17 protein-coding genes are annotated in these 17,042 nt (G+C 53.5%); 8 read left to right on the forward strand and 9 right to left on the reverse strand.

Going from position 1 to position 17,042, the window contains the following annotated elements; genetic code table 11:
• Positions 1 to 25: 25 nt before the first annotated feature.
• On the forward strand, positions 26 to 475 hold the full coding sequence (gene rplI / locus FDX11_RS05290) for a 50S ribosomal protein L9 (protein WP_003025676.1): 450 nt from the start codon (positions 26 to 28) through the stop codon (positions 473 to 475).
• A gap of 141 nt (positions 476 to 616) precedes the next feature.
• Complete coding sequence (locus tag FDX11_RS05295; RefSeq protein ID WP_137350097.1) at positions 617 to 1,540, forward strand: DMT family transporter; 924 nt, start codon at positions 617 to 619, stop codon at positions 1,538 to 1,540.
• Positions 1,541 to 1,587: 47 nt separating this feature from the next.
• Here the strand turns inward: FDX11_RS05295 and FDX11_RS05300 are convergent, their stop codons facing one another.
• Positions 1,588 to 2,238, reverse strand: a complete 651-nt coding sequence (locus FDX11_RS05300) for an OapA family protein (RefSeq protein WP_137371456.1) — start codon at positions 2,236 to 2,238, stop codon at positions 1,588 to 1,590.
• Positions 2,239 to 2,457: 219 nt separating this feature from the next.
• On the opposite strand from FDX11_RS05300, the gene fklB reads away from it, so the two are divergent.
• Positions 2,458 to 3,078, forward strand: coding sequence for an FKBP-type peptidyl-prolyl cis-trans isomerase (fklB, locus tag FDX11_RS05305; protein WP_038642968.1), 621 nt, complete (start codon positions 2,458 to 2,460; stop codon positions 3,076 to 3,078).
• Positions 3,079 to 3,386: 308 nt separating this feature from the next.
• On the forward strand, positions 3,387 to 4,796 hold the full coding sequence (cycA, locus tag FDX11_RS05310) for a D-serine/D-alanine/glycine transporter (protein WP_137397588.1): 1,410 nt from the start codon (positions 3,387 to 3,389) through the stop codon (positions 4,794 to 4,796).
• An 83-nt stretch (positions 4,797 to 4,879) separates the two neighbouring features.
• Here cycA and ytfE read toward each other — a convergent pair whose 3' ends face one another.
• Positions 4,880 to 5,542 (reverse strand): iron-sulfur cluster repair protein YtfE, encoded by a 663-nt coding sequence (gene ytfE / locus FDX11_RS05315; RefSeq protein WP_079225626.1) that lies wholly within the window; start codon positions 5,540 to 5,542, stop codon positions 4,880 to 4,882.
• 244 nt (positions 5,543 to 5,786) lie between these two features.
• On the opposite strand from ytfE, the gene FDX11_RS05320 reads away from it, so the two are divergent.
• Positions 5,787 to 7,358 carry a methyl-accepting chemotaxis protein gene (locus FDX11_RS05320; RefSeq protein WP_061382738.1) on the forward strand — a complete coding sequence of 524 codons (1,572 nt, stop codon included), beginning with the start codon at positions 5,787 to 5,789 and terminating at the stop codon, positions 7,356 to 7,358.
• A gap of 61 nt (positions 7,359 to 7,419) precedes the next feature.
• Here the strand turns inward: FDX11_RS05320 and FDX11_RS05325 are convergent, their stop codons facing one another.
• The 3 genes from FDX11_RS05325 to FDX11_RS05335 form a co-directional block, all read right to left on the reverse strand.
• Entirely contained in the window at positions 7,420 to 8,388 is a 969-nt protein-coding gene (locus FDX11_RS05325; protein ID WP_137397617.1) for a DMT family transporter, read from the reverse strand.
• A 76-nt stretch (positions 8,389 to 8,464) separates the two neighbouring features.
• Positions 8,465 to 9,289 carry an AraC family transcriptional regulator gene (locus tag FDX11_RS05330; protein ID WP_137397589.1) on the reverse strand — a complete coding sequence of 275 codons (825 nt, stop codon included), beginning with the start codon at positions 9,287 to 9,289 and terminating at the stop codon, positions 8,465 to 8,467.
• An 81-nt stretch (positions 9,290 to 9,370) separates the two neighbouring features.
• Positions 9,371 to 10,219: an SDR family oxidoreductase gene (locus FDX11_RS05335; RefSeq protein ID WP_137397590.1), complete on the reverse strand. Its 849-nt coding sequence runs from the start codon at positions 10,217 to 10,219 to the stop codon at positions 9,371 to 9,373.
• A gap of 90 nt (positions 10,220 to 10,309) precedes the next feature.
• On the opposite strand from FDX11_RS05335, the gene FDX11_RS05340 reads away from it, so the two are divergent.
• Positions 10,310 to 10,690, forward strand: a complete 381-nt coding sequence (locus tag FDX11_RS05340; RefSeq protein WP_038642973.1) for a helix-turn-helix domain-containing protein — start codon at positions 10,310 to 10,312, stop codon at positions 10,688 to 10,690.
• A gap of 62 nt (positions 10,691 to 10,752) precedes the next feature.
• Here FDX11_RS05340 and FDX11_RS05345 read toward each other — a convergent pair whose 3' ends face one another.
• Positions 10,753 to 12,696 (reverse strand): bifunctional 2',3'-cyclic-nucleotide 2'-phosphodiesterase/3'-nucleotidase, encoded by a 1,944-nt coding sequence (locus FDX11_RS05345; protein ID WP_137365042.1) that lies wholly within the window; start codon positions 12,694 to 12,696, stop codon positions 10,753 to 10,755.
• A gap of 188 nt (positions 12,697 to 12,884) precedes the next feature.
• Here FDX11_RS05345 and cysQ point away from each other — a divergent pair, with 188 nt between their 5' ends.
• The gene (gene cysQ / locus FDX11_RS05350) at positions 12,885 to 13,625 is read left to right on the forward strand and encodes a 3'(2'),5'-bisphosphate nucleotidase CysQ (protein WP_137397591.1); all 741 of its coding nucleotides are present in this window, start codon (positions 12,885 to 12,887) and stop codon (positions 13,623 to 13,625) included.
• Here cysQ and FDX11_RS05355 read toward each other — a convergent pair.
• Positions 13,615 to 14,172 (reverse strand): YtfJ family protein, encoded by a 558-nt coding sequence (locus FDX11_RS05355; protein WP_061382743.1) that lies wholly within the window; start codon positions 14,170 to 14,172, stop codon positions 13,615 to 13,617. The genes cysQ and FDX11_RS05355 overlap by 11 nt on opposite strands.
• Positions 14,173 to 14,499: 327 nt before the next feature.
• On the opposite strand from FDX11_RS05355, the gene FDX11_RS05360 reads away from it, so the two are divergent.
• Complete coding sequence (locus tag FDX11_RS05360; RefSeq protein WP_003025710.1) at positions 14,500 to 14,706, forward strand: DUF1107 domain-containing protein; 207 nt, start codon at positions 14,500 to 14,502, stop codon at positions 14,704 to 14,706.
• A gap of 67 nt (positions 14,707 to 14,773) precedes the next feature.
• On the opposite strand, the gene FDX11_RS05365 is transcribed toward FDX11_RS05360, so the two are convergent.
• Both FDX11_RS05365 and msrA read right to left on the reverse strand, forming a co-directional pair.
• On the reverse strand, positions 14,774 to 16,114 hold the full coding sequence (locus FDX11_RS05365; protein WP_003025713.1) for a hemolysin family protein: 1,341 nt from the start codon (positions 16,112 to 16,114) through the stop codon (positions 14,774 to 14,776).
• A gap of 151 nt (positions 16,115 to 16,265) precedes the next feature.
• Entirely contained in the window at positions 16,266 to 16,904 is a 639-nt protein-coding gene (msrA, locus tag FDX11_RS05370; RefSeq protein ID WP_042312762.1) for a peptide-methionine (S)-S-oxide reductase MsrA, read from the reverse strand.
• Positions 16,905 to 17,042: the final 138 nt, after the last annotated feature.

Below are 17,042 nucleotides of genomic sequence, written 5' to 3' on the forward strand. Positions count from 1 at the left end.
AATACGACTTTGAGAGGATAAGGTAATGCAAGTTATTCTGCTTGATAAAGTAGCAAACCTGGGTAGCCTGGGTGATCAGGTTAACGTTAAAGCGGGCTATGCTCGTAACTTCCTGGTACCACAGGGTAAAGCTGTTCCTGCTACCAAGAAAAACGTTGAATTTTTCGAAGCGCGTCGCGCTGAGCTGGAAGCTAAACTGGCTGACGTACTGTCCGCTGCTGAAGCTCGTGCTGAGAAAATCAACGCACTGGAAACCGTAACCATCGCGTCTAAAGCAGGCGACGAAGGTAAACTGTTCGGTTCCATCGGTACTCGCGACATCGCTGACGCTGTAACTGCAGCTGGCGTTGAAGTAGCTAAGAGCGAAGTTCGTCTGCCGAACGGCGTTCTGCGTACCACTGGCGAGCACGAAGTGAGCTTCCAGGTTCACAGCGAAGTGTTTGCTAAGCTGACTGTAAACGTAGTTGCAGAATAAGTTTTTATTCTGCTAACCGCGTAAAAGCGCCGGCCCTGTGCCGGCGTTTTGCTTTTCTGTTCCCCGCTTTTCTCTCTGGCTATTCTTTGTCCTTTTCGGGATAATCACAAAAATAAAACATTATTTCAAAGTGGTTATGGAATGGAACCAACGCACCAACCTCTGTTTGCGCGTAAAAATGTTGTCTACCTGAGCGCGGCGTTCTGCTGCTTGCTGTGGGGAAGCGCCTATCCGGCGATCAAAAGCGGATATGAAATCTTCCAGATTGCCACGGATGACATCCCCTCGAAAATTGTCTTTGCCGGCTATCGCTTTCTGTTTGCGGGATTATTGCTGCTCCTGCTGGCGATGGCGCAGCGTAAACCGATTGGTCGGTTAAGCCCGCGTCAATATGGTCAGCTCACGCTGTTGGGGCTGACGCAGACTTCGCTGCAATATATTTTCTTTTATATTGGCCTGGCGTTCACCACGGGGGTGAAAGGGTCCATCATGAACGCGACAGGCACGTTCTTCAGCGTGCTGCTGGCGCATTTTATCTATCAGAACGATAAACTCAGCTACAACAAGGCGCTGGGTTGTATCCTGGGCTTTCTCGGCGTGATGGTGGTGAACTTTAACAGCGGACTGGATTTTAGCTTCAGCCTGTTAGGGGACGGCTCGGTAGTGATGGCAGCCTTTATTCTCTCCGCCGCTACGTTATACGGCAAACGCATTTCTCAGACGGTCGACCCGACGGTAATGACGGGGTATCAACTGGGCGGTGGCGGTCTGGCGCTGGTGATCGGCGGTTACGCTTTTGGTGGCACCCTGACCGTACACGGCGCGTCTTCGTTGGCGATTCTGGGCTACCTGACGTTGCTCTCTTCGGTGGCATTTGCCTTGTGGAGTATTTTGCTTAAACACAACCGCGTGGGAATGATTGCGCCGTTTAACTTCCTGATCCCGGTTTCAGGCGCGGTACTGTCGGCGGTTTTCCTCGGCGAAAATATTCTCGAATGGAAATATGCAGTAGCGTTGGTGCTGGTCTGTTCGGGGATCTGGTGGGTGAACAAGGTGAAACGCTAACGCTTCACCTTGCTGCCTGATGGCACTGCGCTTATCAGGTGTGCTGGCTATCGGGCGCGAATAAAACTGCCGTTAGGCTGGCGGGTAAACAGGACCTGCTGGCCATTACCCGTATCGATGGTTAACCCTGTCACTACGCCACTGGCATTCTGCCTGATCTGCACCATCTGTCCGTCTTTCAAATTGCTCAGCGGTTTTCCGGCACCTTCTACCTGCGCCATGGCGTACACATCGGTTGGCGGGAGATTATGGTCACGGAATACCTGGGCCAGCGTTTTACCCGAATCTACGCGGTAGGAACGCCACTGCTGGTCAATCCCGCTATCCGGCTGGAAAGGTTGCGTCTGTGGCTGGGATTGCTGGGCCTGCGGCTGTGCGTCTGGTTCCCCTTCCTGGATAGGTTCCGGCGCAACGGGCGCGACCTGGCCTGGGTCGTTTTGCGGGGCGACCAGTTGTGCCTGAAGTTGAGCCTCTGTCGGCGGCTGTGACTGCGACTGCAAATCCAACTGGGCAGTACGCGTGACCACTGGTGCATCGCTAGTGTCGCTGGAAGGGAGCAGGAAACCGATCACCAGCACGATGGCAGCAGCAATAATGCCGCGGCGGTGCATCGGCGGCAGCGGGTCCATAATGCGAAAATTGTCCGGTGCATGCCAGATTTTCGCCAGGGTTGGTTTTAATTCAAAGCGCCCGGGCATGGCTTTCCTCCTGCTCCGCGTCTCGTTCCTCAGTCATAGAGTATAGATCGCTAACTCTATGATACTTGTTCGGGTACCCGCTTTCGTGACATTCATGCGGACAATAGTCATTGTTTCTTTTTCCTCGCGATTTGTCATCAGTTCCCGAGACAAAGTTTTACCGGATGCGGCATGGCTGATATGCTGCCCGCTACTTTACATCCGATGAAAGGAAATATGATGGCTACCCCGACTTTTGACACTATCGAAGCGCAAGCAAGCTACGGCATTGGTTTGCAGGTAGGACAGCAGCTGAGCGAATCCGGTCTGGAAGGGCTGTTGCCTGAAGCGCTGGTAGCGGGTATCGCTGACGCGCTGGAAGGCAAGCATCCGGCAGTGCCTGTTGATGTTGTACATCGCGCACTGCGTGAAATCCACGAGCGTGCTGATGCAGTTCGTCGCGAGCGTTTCCAGGCTATGGCCGCTGATGGCGTTAAATATCTGGAAGAAAACCGTGAGAAAGAGGGTGTGAACAGCACTGAATCCGGTTTGCAGTTCCGTGTTCTGACCCAGGGCGAAGGTGCTATCCCGGCACGCACTGACCGTGTTCGCGTGCACTACACCGGTAAACTGATCGACGGTACCGTGTTTGACAGCTCTGTCGCACGTGGCGAACCGGCTGAATTCCCGGTTAACGGCGTCATCCCAGGCTGGATTGAAGCGCTGACTCTGATGCCGGTGGGTTCCAAATGGGAACTGACTATTCCTCAGGAACTGGCTTACGGCGAGCGTGGCGCTGGCGCGTCCATTCCTCCGTTCAGCACGCTGGTATTCGACGTTGAACTGCTTGAGATTCTGTAAGCAGTGACTTCTGTTCCCCCCGAGGCCGGGGGGAGCAAAGAAATAGCGTGAAAAGCTATAGTTACGCTGTTGTCGATATTTTATATTGCAAATGCTTCACCAGCGTGTATTTTTGTGAGCTGATTCGCGCTATCAGAGTGATATGACACTCACTTTAAACATTAAATTAACATTATATCTAAATCTTAGTATTCATCCCGCCAATTCTTACCTAATATCGATGAGTCCTGATAACAGGATCGTCGTATCATAGACACATTAAAGGCCGTAGAGCCTGAACAACACAGACAGGTACAGGAAGAAAAAACATGGTAGATCAGGTAAAAGTCGAAGCCGCAGAAGAGGCTTCGTCTGAACAGTCGCTACGGCGCAATCTCACAAACCGTCATATTCAACTTATTGCCATTGGCGGCGCTATCGGTACCGGCCTGTTTATGGGCTCCGGTAAAACCATTAGTCTCGCCGGACCGTCGATCATCTTTGTGTATATGATCATCGGTTTTATGCTGTTTTTCGTGATGCGCGCAATGGGAGAGTTGCTGCTCTCGAATCTGGAGTACAAATCCTTTAGTGATTTTGCCTCCGACCTGCTCGGGCCATGGGCCGGATATTTTACCGGTTGGACTTACTGGTTCTGCTGGGTTGTTACCGGGATGGCAGACGTTGTCGCCATTACCGCGTATGCGCAATTCTGGTTCCCCGAACTCTCAGACTGGGTCGCCTCGCTGGCGGTGATCGTGCTACTGCTGAGCCTTAACCTCGCCACGGTAAAAATGTTCGGTGAGATGGAGTTCTGGTTCGCGATGATCAAAATTGTTGCCATTATCGGTCTGATTGTCGTTGGCCTGGTGATGGTACTGACGCACTTTCAGTCGCCAACTGGCGTTCAGGCATCGTTCACGCATCTGTGGAATGACGGTGGCTGGTTCCCGAAAGGGCTGAGCGGCTTCTTTGCTGGCTTCCATATTGCGGTGTTCGCGTTTGTGGGCATTGAACTGGTGGGGACAACCGCTGCGGAAACCAAAGACCCGGAGAAATCTCTGCCGCGCGCCATTAACTCGATCCCGATCCGTATCATCATGTTCTACGTTTTCGCGTTGATTGTGATTATGTCCGTCACGCCGTGGAGCTCGGTGGTGCCATCCAAGAGCCCATTCGTTGAACTGTTTGTCCTGGTCGGTCTGCCCGCGGCGGCGAGCCTGATCAACTTTGTGGTGCTAACTTCTGCGGCCTCTTCTGCAAACAGCGGCGTGTTCTCTACCAGCCGTATGCTGTTTGGTCTGGCGCAGGAAGGCGTGGCGCCTAAAGCGTTTGCCAAGCTGTCTAAACGCGCGGTTCCGGCGAAAGGTTTAACCTTCTCCTGTATCTGCCTGTTGGGCGGCGTGGTGATGCTGTATGTGAATCCGAGCGTGATTGGCGCGTTCACCATGATCACCACCGTGTCGGCGATTCTGTTCATGTTCGTATGGACCATCATTCTTTGCTCGTACCTGGTGTACCGCAAGCAGCGTCCGCACCTGCATGAAAAATCAATCTACAAGATGCCGCTCGGTAAGCTGATGTGCTGGGTGTGTATGGCGTTCTTTGTTTTCGTACTGGTACTGCTGACGCTGGAAGAGGATACCCGCCAGGCGCTGATCGTGACGCCGCTGTGGTTCATCGCGCTGGGTCTGGGCTGGTTGTTTATCGGTAAGAAACGTATGGCAGGCGTGCGTTAAGCGTAGCCATATCGGACACAAAAAAGGCCACATAAGCAGTGGCCGAATTCGGACTTCAGGAAGGCGCTCTCGGGCGCCTTTTTTTATTCACCTGCGAGGGCACGCGGGAACAACACATTATTTTCCAGACTGATGTGTTCCATCAGGTCATCGATCATCTCGTTAATGCCGTTATACATGGCTTTCCAGGTAGTGCAGGCTTCTGGTGGCGGCGTCACGTTGTGGGTGATGTGTTTGATCACTTCGACCAGTTCACCGGCATCGTCATGCTCGCTTTCCATCACGCTGATTGGTCCCATTGCCTGGCTACCCATGCCCTGTTTAATCATCGGGAACAGGATCTGCTCTTCCTTCATCATGTGGCTGGACAGCTCTTCATGCAGCATGCTCAGGTTCTTCGCCAGACCGCGCGGTACGTTCGGTTTGTCTGCGTGAACGCGTTCAACTTTCGTGGCCTGCAGGATCAGTTCCGGCAGCTGTTCGCGATGTCTGTCGTGATAACGCACGATAATATGGTCGATGATTTCAGCCAGCGCTACGGTACGCCAGTCTTTCTCCAGCGGCTGTTCAGCCAGCTGCGCGAGCTGCGCCTCAATAACGTCTAAATCCAGCTCTTTACGCGCGGCAGCGCGTGCCAGCGTTTGCTTACCGCCGCAGCAGTAATCCATATCGTATTTACGAAACAGGGCCGAAGCGCGAGGAATAGAGAGCGCCAGTTCACCTAAAGGTTGATCGCGATAAGACATTGCCGTTACCTCATTCTCAATAATATAAGATGCATTTTAAATGCATCTTATAAGGAAGGCTATAACCCTTTCGGGGTGGGGTGTTTTGTGATGAGCGTCACGAAAATTTCTTAATTCGTTAAGGTGCTGAATCTTATTGGAAAGGAGAGATACGGCGAAAAAAGCTGCGCCAGAGAATTAAATAAGCGCACGCCGCTGCCGATAGTTAGACCTCAGACAATACCTGCATAATAAAAGGCAACAGATGTTCAAACGAATCAAAGTGATAACCTTACTTATCACCGTGTTACTCGCGCTGGGCGCGATGCAGCTCATCTCCGCAGGCGTCTTTATTGGCGCACTCAATAACGATAAACAGAACTTTAATGTCTCTCAGCTTTCCAGTCAGAACGTGGCTGAATTTACCGATGCGTGGATTAGCCTGAACCAGGCTCGCGTCACGCTCAACCGGGGGATGCTGCGTTTACAGGGAACGATGGCCAGCGAGATCAACGGTGGTCAGTTGAAAGAGCTGGTGAACACGGCAAATCGTCTGCTGGCCGAGTCGAAAGAGCATTACGATAAATACTACGCCCTGCCAGAAACGCCGGGGCTGGATGAGCGTCTGGCCGATCGACTGGAAGAACAGTACGGCATCTATTCTGCGACGCTGGCTAAAATGAACGCGCTGCTGGCTGAAGGTAAGCTGGAAGAGATGTTCAAGCAGAATGCTGAGCAGAAGCAGACGGCCATGCAGGAAGTATATCGGGAATGGCGTGCTGCGCAAACGGCGCTGGCCACTGCCGGCGTGCAGGACAATGAGAGTGATTACCGCAAGATAATCTGGCTGTTGTCTGCCGTGATGTTGACTGTCGTCACTGTGATTGTCGCCAGCTGGCTGGCGATGCAGCGCGTGTTGCTCAAGCCGCTCCACGAGGTGATGGGACATATTCGCCACATCGCTGCGGGTGACCTGACGCATAGCATCAACGCCGATGGCAGCAATGAAATGGCGCTGCTGGCAAGTAATGTGCGTGACATGCAGCAGGCGCTGGCGAATACGGTCAGCGTGGTGCGTGACGGGGCTGACACTATCTACACCGGCGCGGGTGAAATTGCCGCAGGCAGTAACGATCTCTCTTCACGTACCGAGCAGCAGGCTGCCTCTCTGGAAGAGACCGCTGCCAGCATGGAACAACTCACCGCCACCGTGAAGCAGAACGCGGATAACGCGCGTCAGGCGACCAGTCTGGCAAAAAACGCCTCACAGACGGCGCTGAAAGGTGGAACCGTGGTTGATGGCGTAGTGCGTACGATGGACGAAATCGCCACCAGTTCCAGCAAAATCGCGCAAATTACCTCTGTTATCGACGGTATTGCCTTCCAGACCAATATTCTGGCGCTGAACGCGGCGGTAGAAGCGGCGCGTGCGGGCGAACAGGGCCGTGGTTTTGCCGTGGTCGCTGGCGAAGTTCGTACTCTGGCGCAGCGTAGCGCTCAGGCGGCAAAAGAGATTAAGGCGCTGATTGATGACTCGGGCAATCGGGTCAATGCCGGTACGGCGCTGGTGCATGAAGCAGGCGAAACGATGGCGGAGATCGTCAGCGCCGTGACCCGCGTGACCGACATTATGGGCGAAATTGCCTCGGCTTCTGATGAACAGAGCCGGGGTATCGATCAGGTAGGCCAGGCCGTTGCCGAGATGGATCGCGTGACGCAGCAAAATGCTTCGCTGGTGGAGGAGTCCGCTTCCGCTGCCGCCGCGCTTGAAGAGCAGGCTGCACGATTGAATCAGACCGTGGCGGTGTTTAAAGTGTCGCGCCGGATGGCGGCGTAAACGCCTTATTCGGCCAGCATGAGAGCGTACAGTCCTTGTAGGCCTGATAAGCGCAGCGCCATCAGGCATCCCCCGAAACCGGCACTACCGCCGGTTTCTGCGGTTTTGACCGCACCGCTATCACCACGCCTATTACCAGCAGCGCAATACCGCTTAGCGTCAGCAGCGGCGGAAAAGCCTGGCGCAGCATAAAGGTATACAGCAGGCCAGCCAGCGTTTCGAAGACAATCAGCGGGCCGAGGATCACCGTCGGCAGCTTCTGGCTGGCGACGTTCCAGCACAGCGCGCCCACCCACGAACACAATACCGCAATGGCTATCATCAGGCCGATAAACACATCCGGACGCGGGCCGAAGGGCAGGGCGAAACCTGGCGTTTGCCCATGCAGCCACAGACATGCTGCAATGTACCCCAGCAGAGAAACGGGCAGCGTCACCAGCGCCTGAGCCGTCGCCCACATCATCGGATGCTTATCTGGATTCTCGCGCAGCCAGCGGGCATTACGCAGTGCATACCACGCCCAGCACACCACTGAGACAAGCGCCAACACGATACCAGAGCCATAACGCCAGCCGCTAAAATCGGGTAATCCCTGGTTCAGCTCCGAGATATTCACGCACAGCAGGCCAATAGCAATCAATATCAGCGCAGGTGACAGACGCCACCAGGATAATTTACCGTCACGCTGGCTATAGAGCAGGTTGGCGAAGACCGGGATCACCACCGGTAATGTACCAATAATCATCGTTGATACCGGCGCGCCGGTACGCTGGATGGCGCTGGCCAGGCAAACGTAATAAATCAGGTTACCCATCATCGTTAGCGCCAGCGCCGTTATCCAGTCTTTACGCGCCAACTGGCGCAGGCGCACACGCCCCAGCCAGGCAATCGGCACGGCGATCAGCCCCAGCGCCAGATAGCGCCCCATCGACTGCAATACCGCCGGGTATTCCGGCACGATCAGCGGCCCGACAAAAATTAATCCCCACATCAGCCCGGCCAGCAGGGCATACAACACGCCGCTAATCATTGTTAACATCCACATCATTAAACATTGCGTTGAGTGTAGGCAGGGAGAGTGCAGCCGTATTGTATGAGATTGCGCATTAGCGCGAATAAACCTGCTTCTGATAACGTACCGGCGTAATGCCGTAGCGATGAGTAAATGCGCGGGTGAGATGCGACTGGTCGGTCAAACCGGTTGCGGCAGCGACCTCTGCGGCGGGCATTCCGTGAGTGAGAAAACCTTTGGCTCGCCACAGGCGAATGGCCATCAGCATTTGGTGCGGCGTAACGTGGAAATGAGATTTAAACTGGCGTTGAAAATGCCAGGGACTCAGTGAGGCAACCCGCGCCAGTTCGTCGAGCGTTATCGGGTGCATGTAATTATCATGCAGGTACTCGCGTACCCGCTCAAAGCGATGCGCCCCCTCTGCAGATATTGGCGCATGGCGGGCCAGCGGCTGGAACGTCTCGATCAGATCGAGCAACAACCCTTTTTGCGCCAGCGCATCCTCCGTGTTCCACAGGCCATGGATCAGCGAGCAGATCTGCCGCGAGCGCAGCGGATCGTGACGCGTGACGTCCTGAAACCACCAGTGGCGGATCCCGGTGACCTCTTCCAGAAGATCGGGCTCAAGATAGATCATCCGATAGCGCCAGCCGTCGGCGGTTTCGGCTTCGCCGGTATGCAACTCATCGGGATTCATGGTGACGACAGAATGGGCGGGCGCGACGTACTGCGTACCGCGATAGCGAAAACGTTCGGCTCCGGCTTCTATCGCGCCAATGCCAAACGCTTCATGGGTATGTGGTTCAAAGGCGTAACGTGAGATGTGCGCATGATACAGCTCAACGCCCGGCACCTGCGCCAGATGGCGAAAGCGGGCGCTGTCTTTTTCATCAATAAATTGCTCAGGTACACCTTGCACGTTTTCTCTCCCCACGCATCATCCTGTCATTATCAGAGAGGATGCGCGGGGATGCCACCATAATTAACTAATTTTTAACACTTACACGATGCCTTTGACGCTGTCAGCCAACGAGGTGGTCGGGCGACCAATCAGTTTGCTCAGCGTATGGCTGTCATCGAACAGGCCGCCTTTGGAGGCGCCAGTGTCTGAGTCAGCCAGCATGTCCGCCAGTCCGGCAGGCAGGCCCACCCCTTTTAGCGCGGCGGCAAAATCAGCTTCGCTCAGGTTCTGATACACCACTTTTTTACCGCTCTGTTTTGCCAGTTCGGCAGCCAACTGGCTCAGGGTCCAGCCTGCGTCGCCCGCAAGCTCATAGGTTTTACCGGCGTGCCCCTCTTCACTGATGACGCGCGCGGCGGCAGCGGCATAGTCGGCACGGGTTGCCGAGGCGATTTTGCCTTCTCCCGCCGTCCCGATAAAGACGCCGTGTTCCAGTGCCGCTGGCGCGCTGGCGAGATAGTTCTCTGTGTACCAGCCGTTACGCAGCAGCGCGTACGCGATACCGGATTCAGCCAGCATCTTCTCGGTGGCGACGTGTTCATCGGCCAGCCCCAGCGGGGAGGTGTCGGCGTGCAGCAGGCTGGTGTAGGCGATAAATTTCACGTGGGCAGCCTTTGCTGCGCTAATCACGTTGCGATGCTGTGGGGCGCGTTGTCCCACTTCGCTGGAGGAGATCAGTAGTAGCTTTTCGATACCCTGTAAGGCAGTCGTAAAGGCGGCTTCGTCGCTGTAATCCGCCTGGCGAACGGTAATGCCCTGCTGGCTAAGCGCCGTCGCTTTCGCGGGATTACGCACGATAGCCACAATCTGGCTGGCAGGAACGGTTTTCAGCAGAGATTCAATTACGTGTTGGCCCAGTTGGCCGGTGGCACCGGTAATTGCGATCATGGGGTAACTCCTTGGTATTGGTCTTGTGTTTAATCACGCTAACACTTAAACTAACTTTTAGTAAGTACGCACAAAAAGGTTAGTATGAAAATGACAGCGTCGACGCTCTCCCAGCAATTACGCGATGGCAATTTGTTTGCCGAACAGTGTCCCTCCCGCGAGGTGTTAAAACACGTCACCAGCCGCTGGGGCGTGTTAATTCTGGTGGCGCTGCGCGACGGTACGCACCGCTTTAGCGATTTGCGCCGTAAGATGGGCGGCGTCAGCGAAAAGATGCTGGCGCAATCGCTGCAGGCGCTTGAGCAGGACGGGTTTATCAATCGAGTCTCTTATCCGGTGGTGCCGCCGCATGTGGAATATAGCCTGACGCCGTTGGGCGAGCAGGTGAGCGATAAAGTCGCCGCGCTGGCGGACTGGATAGAACTGAATTTGCCGCAGGTTTTGGCGCAACGGGAAGAGCGGGTCGCGTGATAGGTTGGCAGTGTGTTTTGTAGGCCGGATAAGACGCTGTTGCGTCGCATCCGGCACGAAAGTTACTTACTCAAATCCAGCTGATAAATAGCGAAACCGATGTCATCGGTCGCGACTTTCTTCAGCGGATACTGGCCTTTCTCTTTAATAAATGCAGCGGCTTTATCAGACGGTGATGTTTCAAAGCGAATATCCAGTGGTGTGTCGCTATGAATTGGCGCCAGACGCCAGTTGTTATCTGCCGCCGGGTGAATTTCACCGGCACGCTTCGTCTCAGCACCAATCCACGCGGCCAGCACCGAGCGGTTTTCATCCGGAGAAGCAAACGCGATGTGGCTGTCGCCGGTTCCGGCAAACTTACCGCCGTAGGCGCGGTAGTTGTTGGTCGCGACGAGGAAGGTGGCATTCGGATCGATTGGTTTGCCGTTAAAGGTCAGATTTTTAATACGTTCCGCTTTCGGGTTAATGGTCTGACATTCACCGTCGTAGCGGGCGGGTTGTGAAACATCAATCTGATAATTCACGCCGTCGATCACGTCAAAGTTATAAGTACGGAACCCATCCCAGTTGATCAGCGACTGCGGCTTGCTGCTGTGAATATCAATTTGATTAAACTGCCCGGCGGAACATTCCAGCCACTCTTTCACCTCTTTGCCGCTGGCTTTCACTACCACCAGGGTATTGGGATAGAGATACAAATCAGCGGCATTACGGAAGGTTAACTGGCCTTTTTCTACTTCGACAAAGCTGGCCGGATCGTTCTTGCGTCCACCGACCTTAAACGGCGCGGCCGCGGAAAGTACCGGCAATTTTGCCAGGTCCGGATCGCCCTGGATAAAGTGCTCCACATACGCTTTCTGGGCGTTATTCACCACCTGCACGGTCGGGTCATCCTGAACCAGCGCCAGATAGCTGTACATGTTGTCGGCGGATTTACCGATCGGTTTGCTGACAAACTCACGCGTGGCGTCGTGATCGGCTTTCAGGATCTCAACGATTTTTTTGTCTTCTGCTGCCAGTGATTTTTTCGCCGCGGCGTCATAAATGGGGCGTGCCTCTGCTTTCGCCTGGCTGACCTGCCATTTACCGCTATCGTTATTCAGTACCAAATCCACGACGCCCAGATGATCGCCCCACATGCCAGGCATCACCGCCGGCACGCCATTGAGCGTACCTTTTGTGATATCTGCACCTTTAATGTTGGCAAAATCTTTCCCCGGGAAGACGGCGTGAGCATGACCAAACATAATGGCATCCACGCCCGGTACTTCACTGAGATAATAAACGGAGTTTTCCGCCATCGTCTGATACGGGTCGGCAGAAAGGCCGGAGTGAGCAACCACCACCACGACATCAGCGCCTTTTTTCCGCATTTCCGGCACATACTTACGTGCGGTTTCGGTGATGTCATTTACCGTCACTTTGCCGCTGAGGTTGGCTTTATCCCAGGTCATAATCTGCGGTGGCACAAAGCCGATATAGCCAATCTTCAGCGTCTGCTTGTTACCTTCCTGGTCAATTACCTCAGTGTCTTTGATCAGATAAGGCGTAAACAGCGGCTTTTTGGTCTTAACGTCGATGATATTGGCGTTAACGTAGGGGAACTTCGCCCCGGCCAGCGCGTTATGCAAATACTCCAGACCGTAGTTGAATTCATGGTTGCCGAGGTTACCTACCGCGTAATCCAGAGTATTCAGCGCCTTATATACCGGGTGAGTTTCGCCCGCTTTCAGCCCTTTGGCCGCCATATAATCCCCGAGCGGGCTGCCCTGAATCAGATCGCCGTTATCAACCAGCACGCTGTTTTTGACTTCACCACGCGCGGCGTTGATCAGACTTGCCGTACGCACCAGGCCAAATTTTTCAGTCGGCGTATCTTTGTAATAATCGAAATCCATCATATTGCTATGTAAATCAGTGGTTTCCATTATACGCAGATCGACGGTCGCGGCATTCACGCTGGCTGCAATCAGCGTTGCCAGAAGCGTTGCACTAAACTTAATCATCAGGGGCATCCTTTTAAGATCTAAGCCACAAAAGAAAATGTATATAAATCTTCTTGCTTACAGAACTGTGAATCATGACATGAATATAGCGTTTAAAACCGCAGACGCTATCACAGTTGGCGGATCCCCTGACGATCGGGTATAAGTAAAACAACGAGTTAACACCACTGACAGAAACGAGGTGGAGAATGCTAGAACATGTATGCCAGCTTGCACGGAACGCGGGCGATGCCATTATGCAGGTCTACGATGGAATCAAACCGATGGAGATTACCAGCAAGCAGGATGATTCTCCGGTCACGGCGGCGGATATCGCTGCGCATACGGTGATCCTCGAAGGATTACAGACGCTGACGCCGGATATTCCGGTTCTGTCTGAAGAAGCCCCTCCTGGCTGGGATGTTCGCCAGCACTGGCAGCGCTACTGGCTGGTCGATCCGTTGGACGGTACCAAAGAGTTTATTAAACGTAACGGTGAATTTACCGTCAATATTGCGCTGATTGAGCAGGGAAAGCCGGTGCTTGGTGTGGTTTACGCGCCAGTAATGAAGGTCATGTACAGTGCGGCAGAAAGTAAAGCGTGGAAAGAAGAGTGCGGTGTGCGCAAACAAATCCAGGTACGTGACGCGCGTCCACCGCTGGTGGTGATTAGCCGTTCGCATGCCGACAATGAGTTAAAAGAGTATCTGCAACAACTGGGCGAGCACCAGACCACGTCGATTGGATCGTCGCTGAAATTCTGCCTGGTGGCGGAAGGGCGCGCGCAGCTGTATCCGCGTTTTGGGCCAACTAACGTCTGGGACACTGCCGCTGGCCACGCCGTTGCCGCCGCAGCCGGAGCGCACGTTCACGACTGGCAGGGGAAACCTCTGGACTATACCCCACGTGAATCGTTCCTCAACCCCGGCTTCCGCGTCTCTATTTACTGAGCAATTTATGCAGCAGGGCAATCACCTGCTGCACCTCTTCCTGCGTTAATGCGCCATCTTTTGCCCACTGTACGCGTCCGTCCTTATCAAGTACCGCAATAGCGGAGCTCTCTTCATCCAGTTGCCAGGCTTTACGCGCAATGCCGTTGCTGTCGACGATAAATTGTGACCATGGGTAGAGCTTCTTATTGCTCTCCAGACTGCTGCGCACAAACATACCGGAGCCGGGAATGGCGTCATCCGTGTTGACGATAGTGGTGGTCTGGTATTTGTCGTGCGGCAGGTTCGCCGCTTTGATGGCTTCAATCAGGTTCGCGTTTTTCTCTTTGGCGGAGGTGCGTCCGGCAATGTGTTGCACAATGCGTACTTTGCCGGGCAGTTGCGCGCTATTCCAGCTTTTGTAGCTAAACTTATCGTTATCGAGAATCAGTTCGCCGCGATCGGCGATCCCCACCGGCGGTACGCGCTGGTCAGTCTCAAACTTATGGGCGGAGGCAATCATCGGCAGCAGCAGGCACGACAGCGCCAGCAGTTTTCGTAAGGTCATAGGTTTTCCTTCTTTCTTTATTTTGCAGGTGATCCGACCACTTGGGCCTGGAATTTAATCATATGTGCGATTGATGCTTTTTCCCGCAAGCGCGATGCCAGTTTGCGGACGGGCGCACAAATCCTGCGAAAATCGAAGGCTTATACTGAAGACAGCGAAGCGTTGAAAAGATAATTCTGAATAATTGTAACTGGAAGGTAAATAAACTTATACACGCTGGAAACATCAACGAGATAGTCTATAGTCATAGGGCATTAAAATTTGCGCCTGAGGATTGTCGGACCGATTGTGGTACCGCAAAGGCGTAATGCTCAGCAGGAGACAACAATGAAAATTTTCCAACGATACAACCCGCTGCAGGTGGCGAAGTACGTGAAGATCCTGTTTCGTGGACGGTTATATATCAAGGATGTAGGCGCTTTTGAATTTGATAAGGGTAAGATTCTTATCCCAAAAGTGAAGGACAAGCTGCATTTTTCCGTGATGTCCGAAGTTAACCGTCAGGTCTTGCGTCTGCAAACTGAGATGGCTTGATCAAAGTGCTATGCGGTAGTTAAAAAAACGGCTCCAGGACAGGAGCCGTTGATGTTTCTGCAAGGCGCTATGACGCCTTTGCCTCTTCCTTCGCATCCGGCAGTTTCGGTACCAGAACGGTAGGTTTACTGTCCAGACGCGTCACCAGCAGCTGATCGATCTTGTAGTTATCGATATCCACTACTTCAAATTTGTAGCCTGAATACTTCACCGAGTCGGTGCGTTTCGGGATTTTACGCAACATGAACATCATAAAGCCGCCGATGGTTTCATAGTTGCCGGACTGCGGGAATTCGTCGATATCCAGGACGCGCATGACGTCATCAATCGGCGTACCGCCGTCGACTAACCATGAGTTTTCATCACGCGCCACGATCTGCTCTTCCAGGCCCTGACCGACTAAATCGCCCATCAGCGTCGTCATCACATCGTTGAGCGTGATAATCCCCACCACCAATGCATACTCGTTCATGATGACGGCAAAATCTTCGCCTGCGGTTTTGAAGCTTTCCAGCGCTTCAGAGAGCGTCAGCGTATCCGGGACGATCAGCGTATTGCGGATCTGCACGCCGCTGTTCAGCGCCATGCTCTGGTTGGCCAGCACGCGGTTGAGGAGATCCTTTGAATCGACATAGCCAATGATGTGGTCGATATCTTCGTTACACACCAGGAATTTGGAGTGCGGGTGTTCCGCCACTTTGTTCTTCAGGCTCTGCTCGTCTTCGTGAAGATCGAACCAGATAATGTTCTCGCGCGAGGTCATTGAAGACGGTACGGTACGGGATTCCAGTTCGAACACATTTTCAATCAGCTCATGTTCCTGCTTGCGCAGAACACCCGCCAGCGCACCGGCTTCGACCACGGCGTAAATGTCGTCTGACGTGATGTCATCTTTACGCACCATCGGAATTTTAAACAGGCGGAAAATGTTATTTGCCAGACCGTTAAAGAACCACACCAATGGGCGGAAGACCAGCAGACAGAAGCGCATCGGGTTGATGATACGCAAAGCCACAGCTTCTGGCGCAATCATACCGATGCGTTTCGGGGTTAAATCCGCGAACAGGATGAACAGGCCAGTAACCAGTGAGAAGGACAGAATAAAACTTAACTGTTCGGACAGCTCTGGAGCGAAGTACTTTGAGAACAGGCTGTAAAACGCCGGGGAAAAGGCCGCATCACCAACGATACCGCCGAGAATGGCGACCGCGTTTAGGCCAATCTGCACCACGGTAAAAAACATGCCGGGGTTTTCCTGCATCTTCAAAACACGCTGTGCGTTCACATTGCCTTCATCGGCAAGCAGCTTAAGTTTGATTTTGCGTGATGCGGCAAGCGAGATCTCGGATATCGAGAAAAACGCACTCACGGCGATCAGGCAGAGAATGACTAAAATACTGTTTAACATATCTTATCCGACCGTTCGGGTCAGATCCTCGGAAGGGAGAAGTTGATAAATCCGTGTGAAATACACATTGAAAACCGGCTCGTGGAAGTGAGCCGGTAAATTCAGGAGCTAGTATAGCGTAAGGTACTGTAACGTCGCCAGAGGGGGAAATTTATCCTTGTGGTGGCAAACACACGCCAATCCCGCCAATCCCACAGTATCCGTAAGGGTTTTTGTGCAGATATTGTTGGTGATCGTCTTCGGCATAATAGAACGGGGTTGCCGTACTGATTTCCGTTGTAATGGTGCGCTCGTCGCCAGCGGCGGTCATCGCCGCCTGAAAACGCTCAAGGCTGGCCTGTGCCGCGGCGGTTTGCTCTGGCGTTAAGGGATAAATAGCGGAACGATACTGCGTACCGTGGTCGTTCCCCTGACGCATACCTTGCGCCGGATCGTGATTTTCCCAGAACACCTGCAGCAGTTGCTCGTAGCTGATAACATGCGGGTCATAGACGACGCGCACCGCTTCGGCATGCCCGGTATCGCCAGAACAGACTTCCCGATAGGTCGGGTTAGGGGTATAGCCGCCGGTGTATCCGGCTGCGGTGCTGTACACGCCGGGTAATGACCAGAATAAACGCTCCACGCCCCAGAAACATCCCATGGCGAAAAGGGCGATTTCCATACCGTCGGGCACGTTGGTCATCGAATGTTGGTTAACCGCATGCAGCGTTGCCACTGGCATCGGGGTGTTGCGTCCAGGTAGCGCATCTGCTTGAGTAACGAGATGCTTTCTATCAAATAAACTCATGGCCGTTCTCCCGAAATCAGTCATTTGGGTTAAGGTTGTAACGAGACGCGTCTTTGCCCACAATAAACGGCATGAATACGTCTAGAGTTAAACATAAGAAATATTTGGGTTGTCGTCTGTTTTTCAACTCTTATTGTT

Origin of the sequence: Citrobacter sp. wls714 (assembly GCF_005281025.1) — a bacterium.
In the GTDB taxonomy this organism is placed as follows: Bacteria; Pseudomonadota; Gammaproteobacteria; order Enterobacterales; family Enterobacteriaceae; genus Citrobacter; species Citrobacter werkmanii.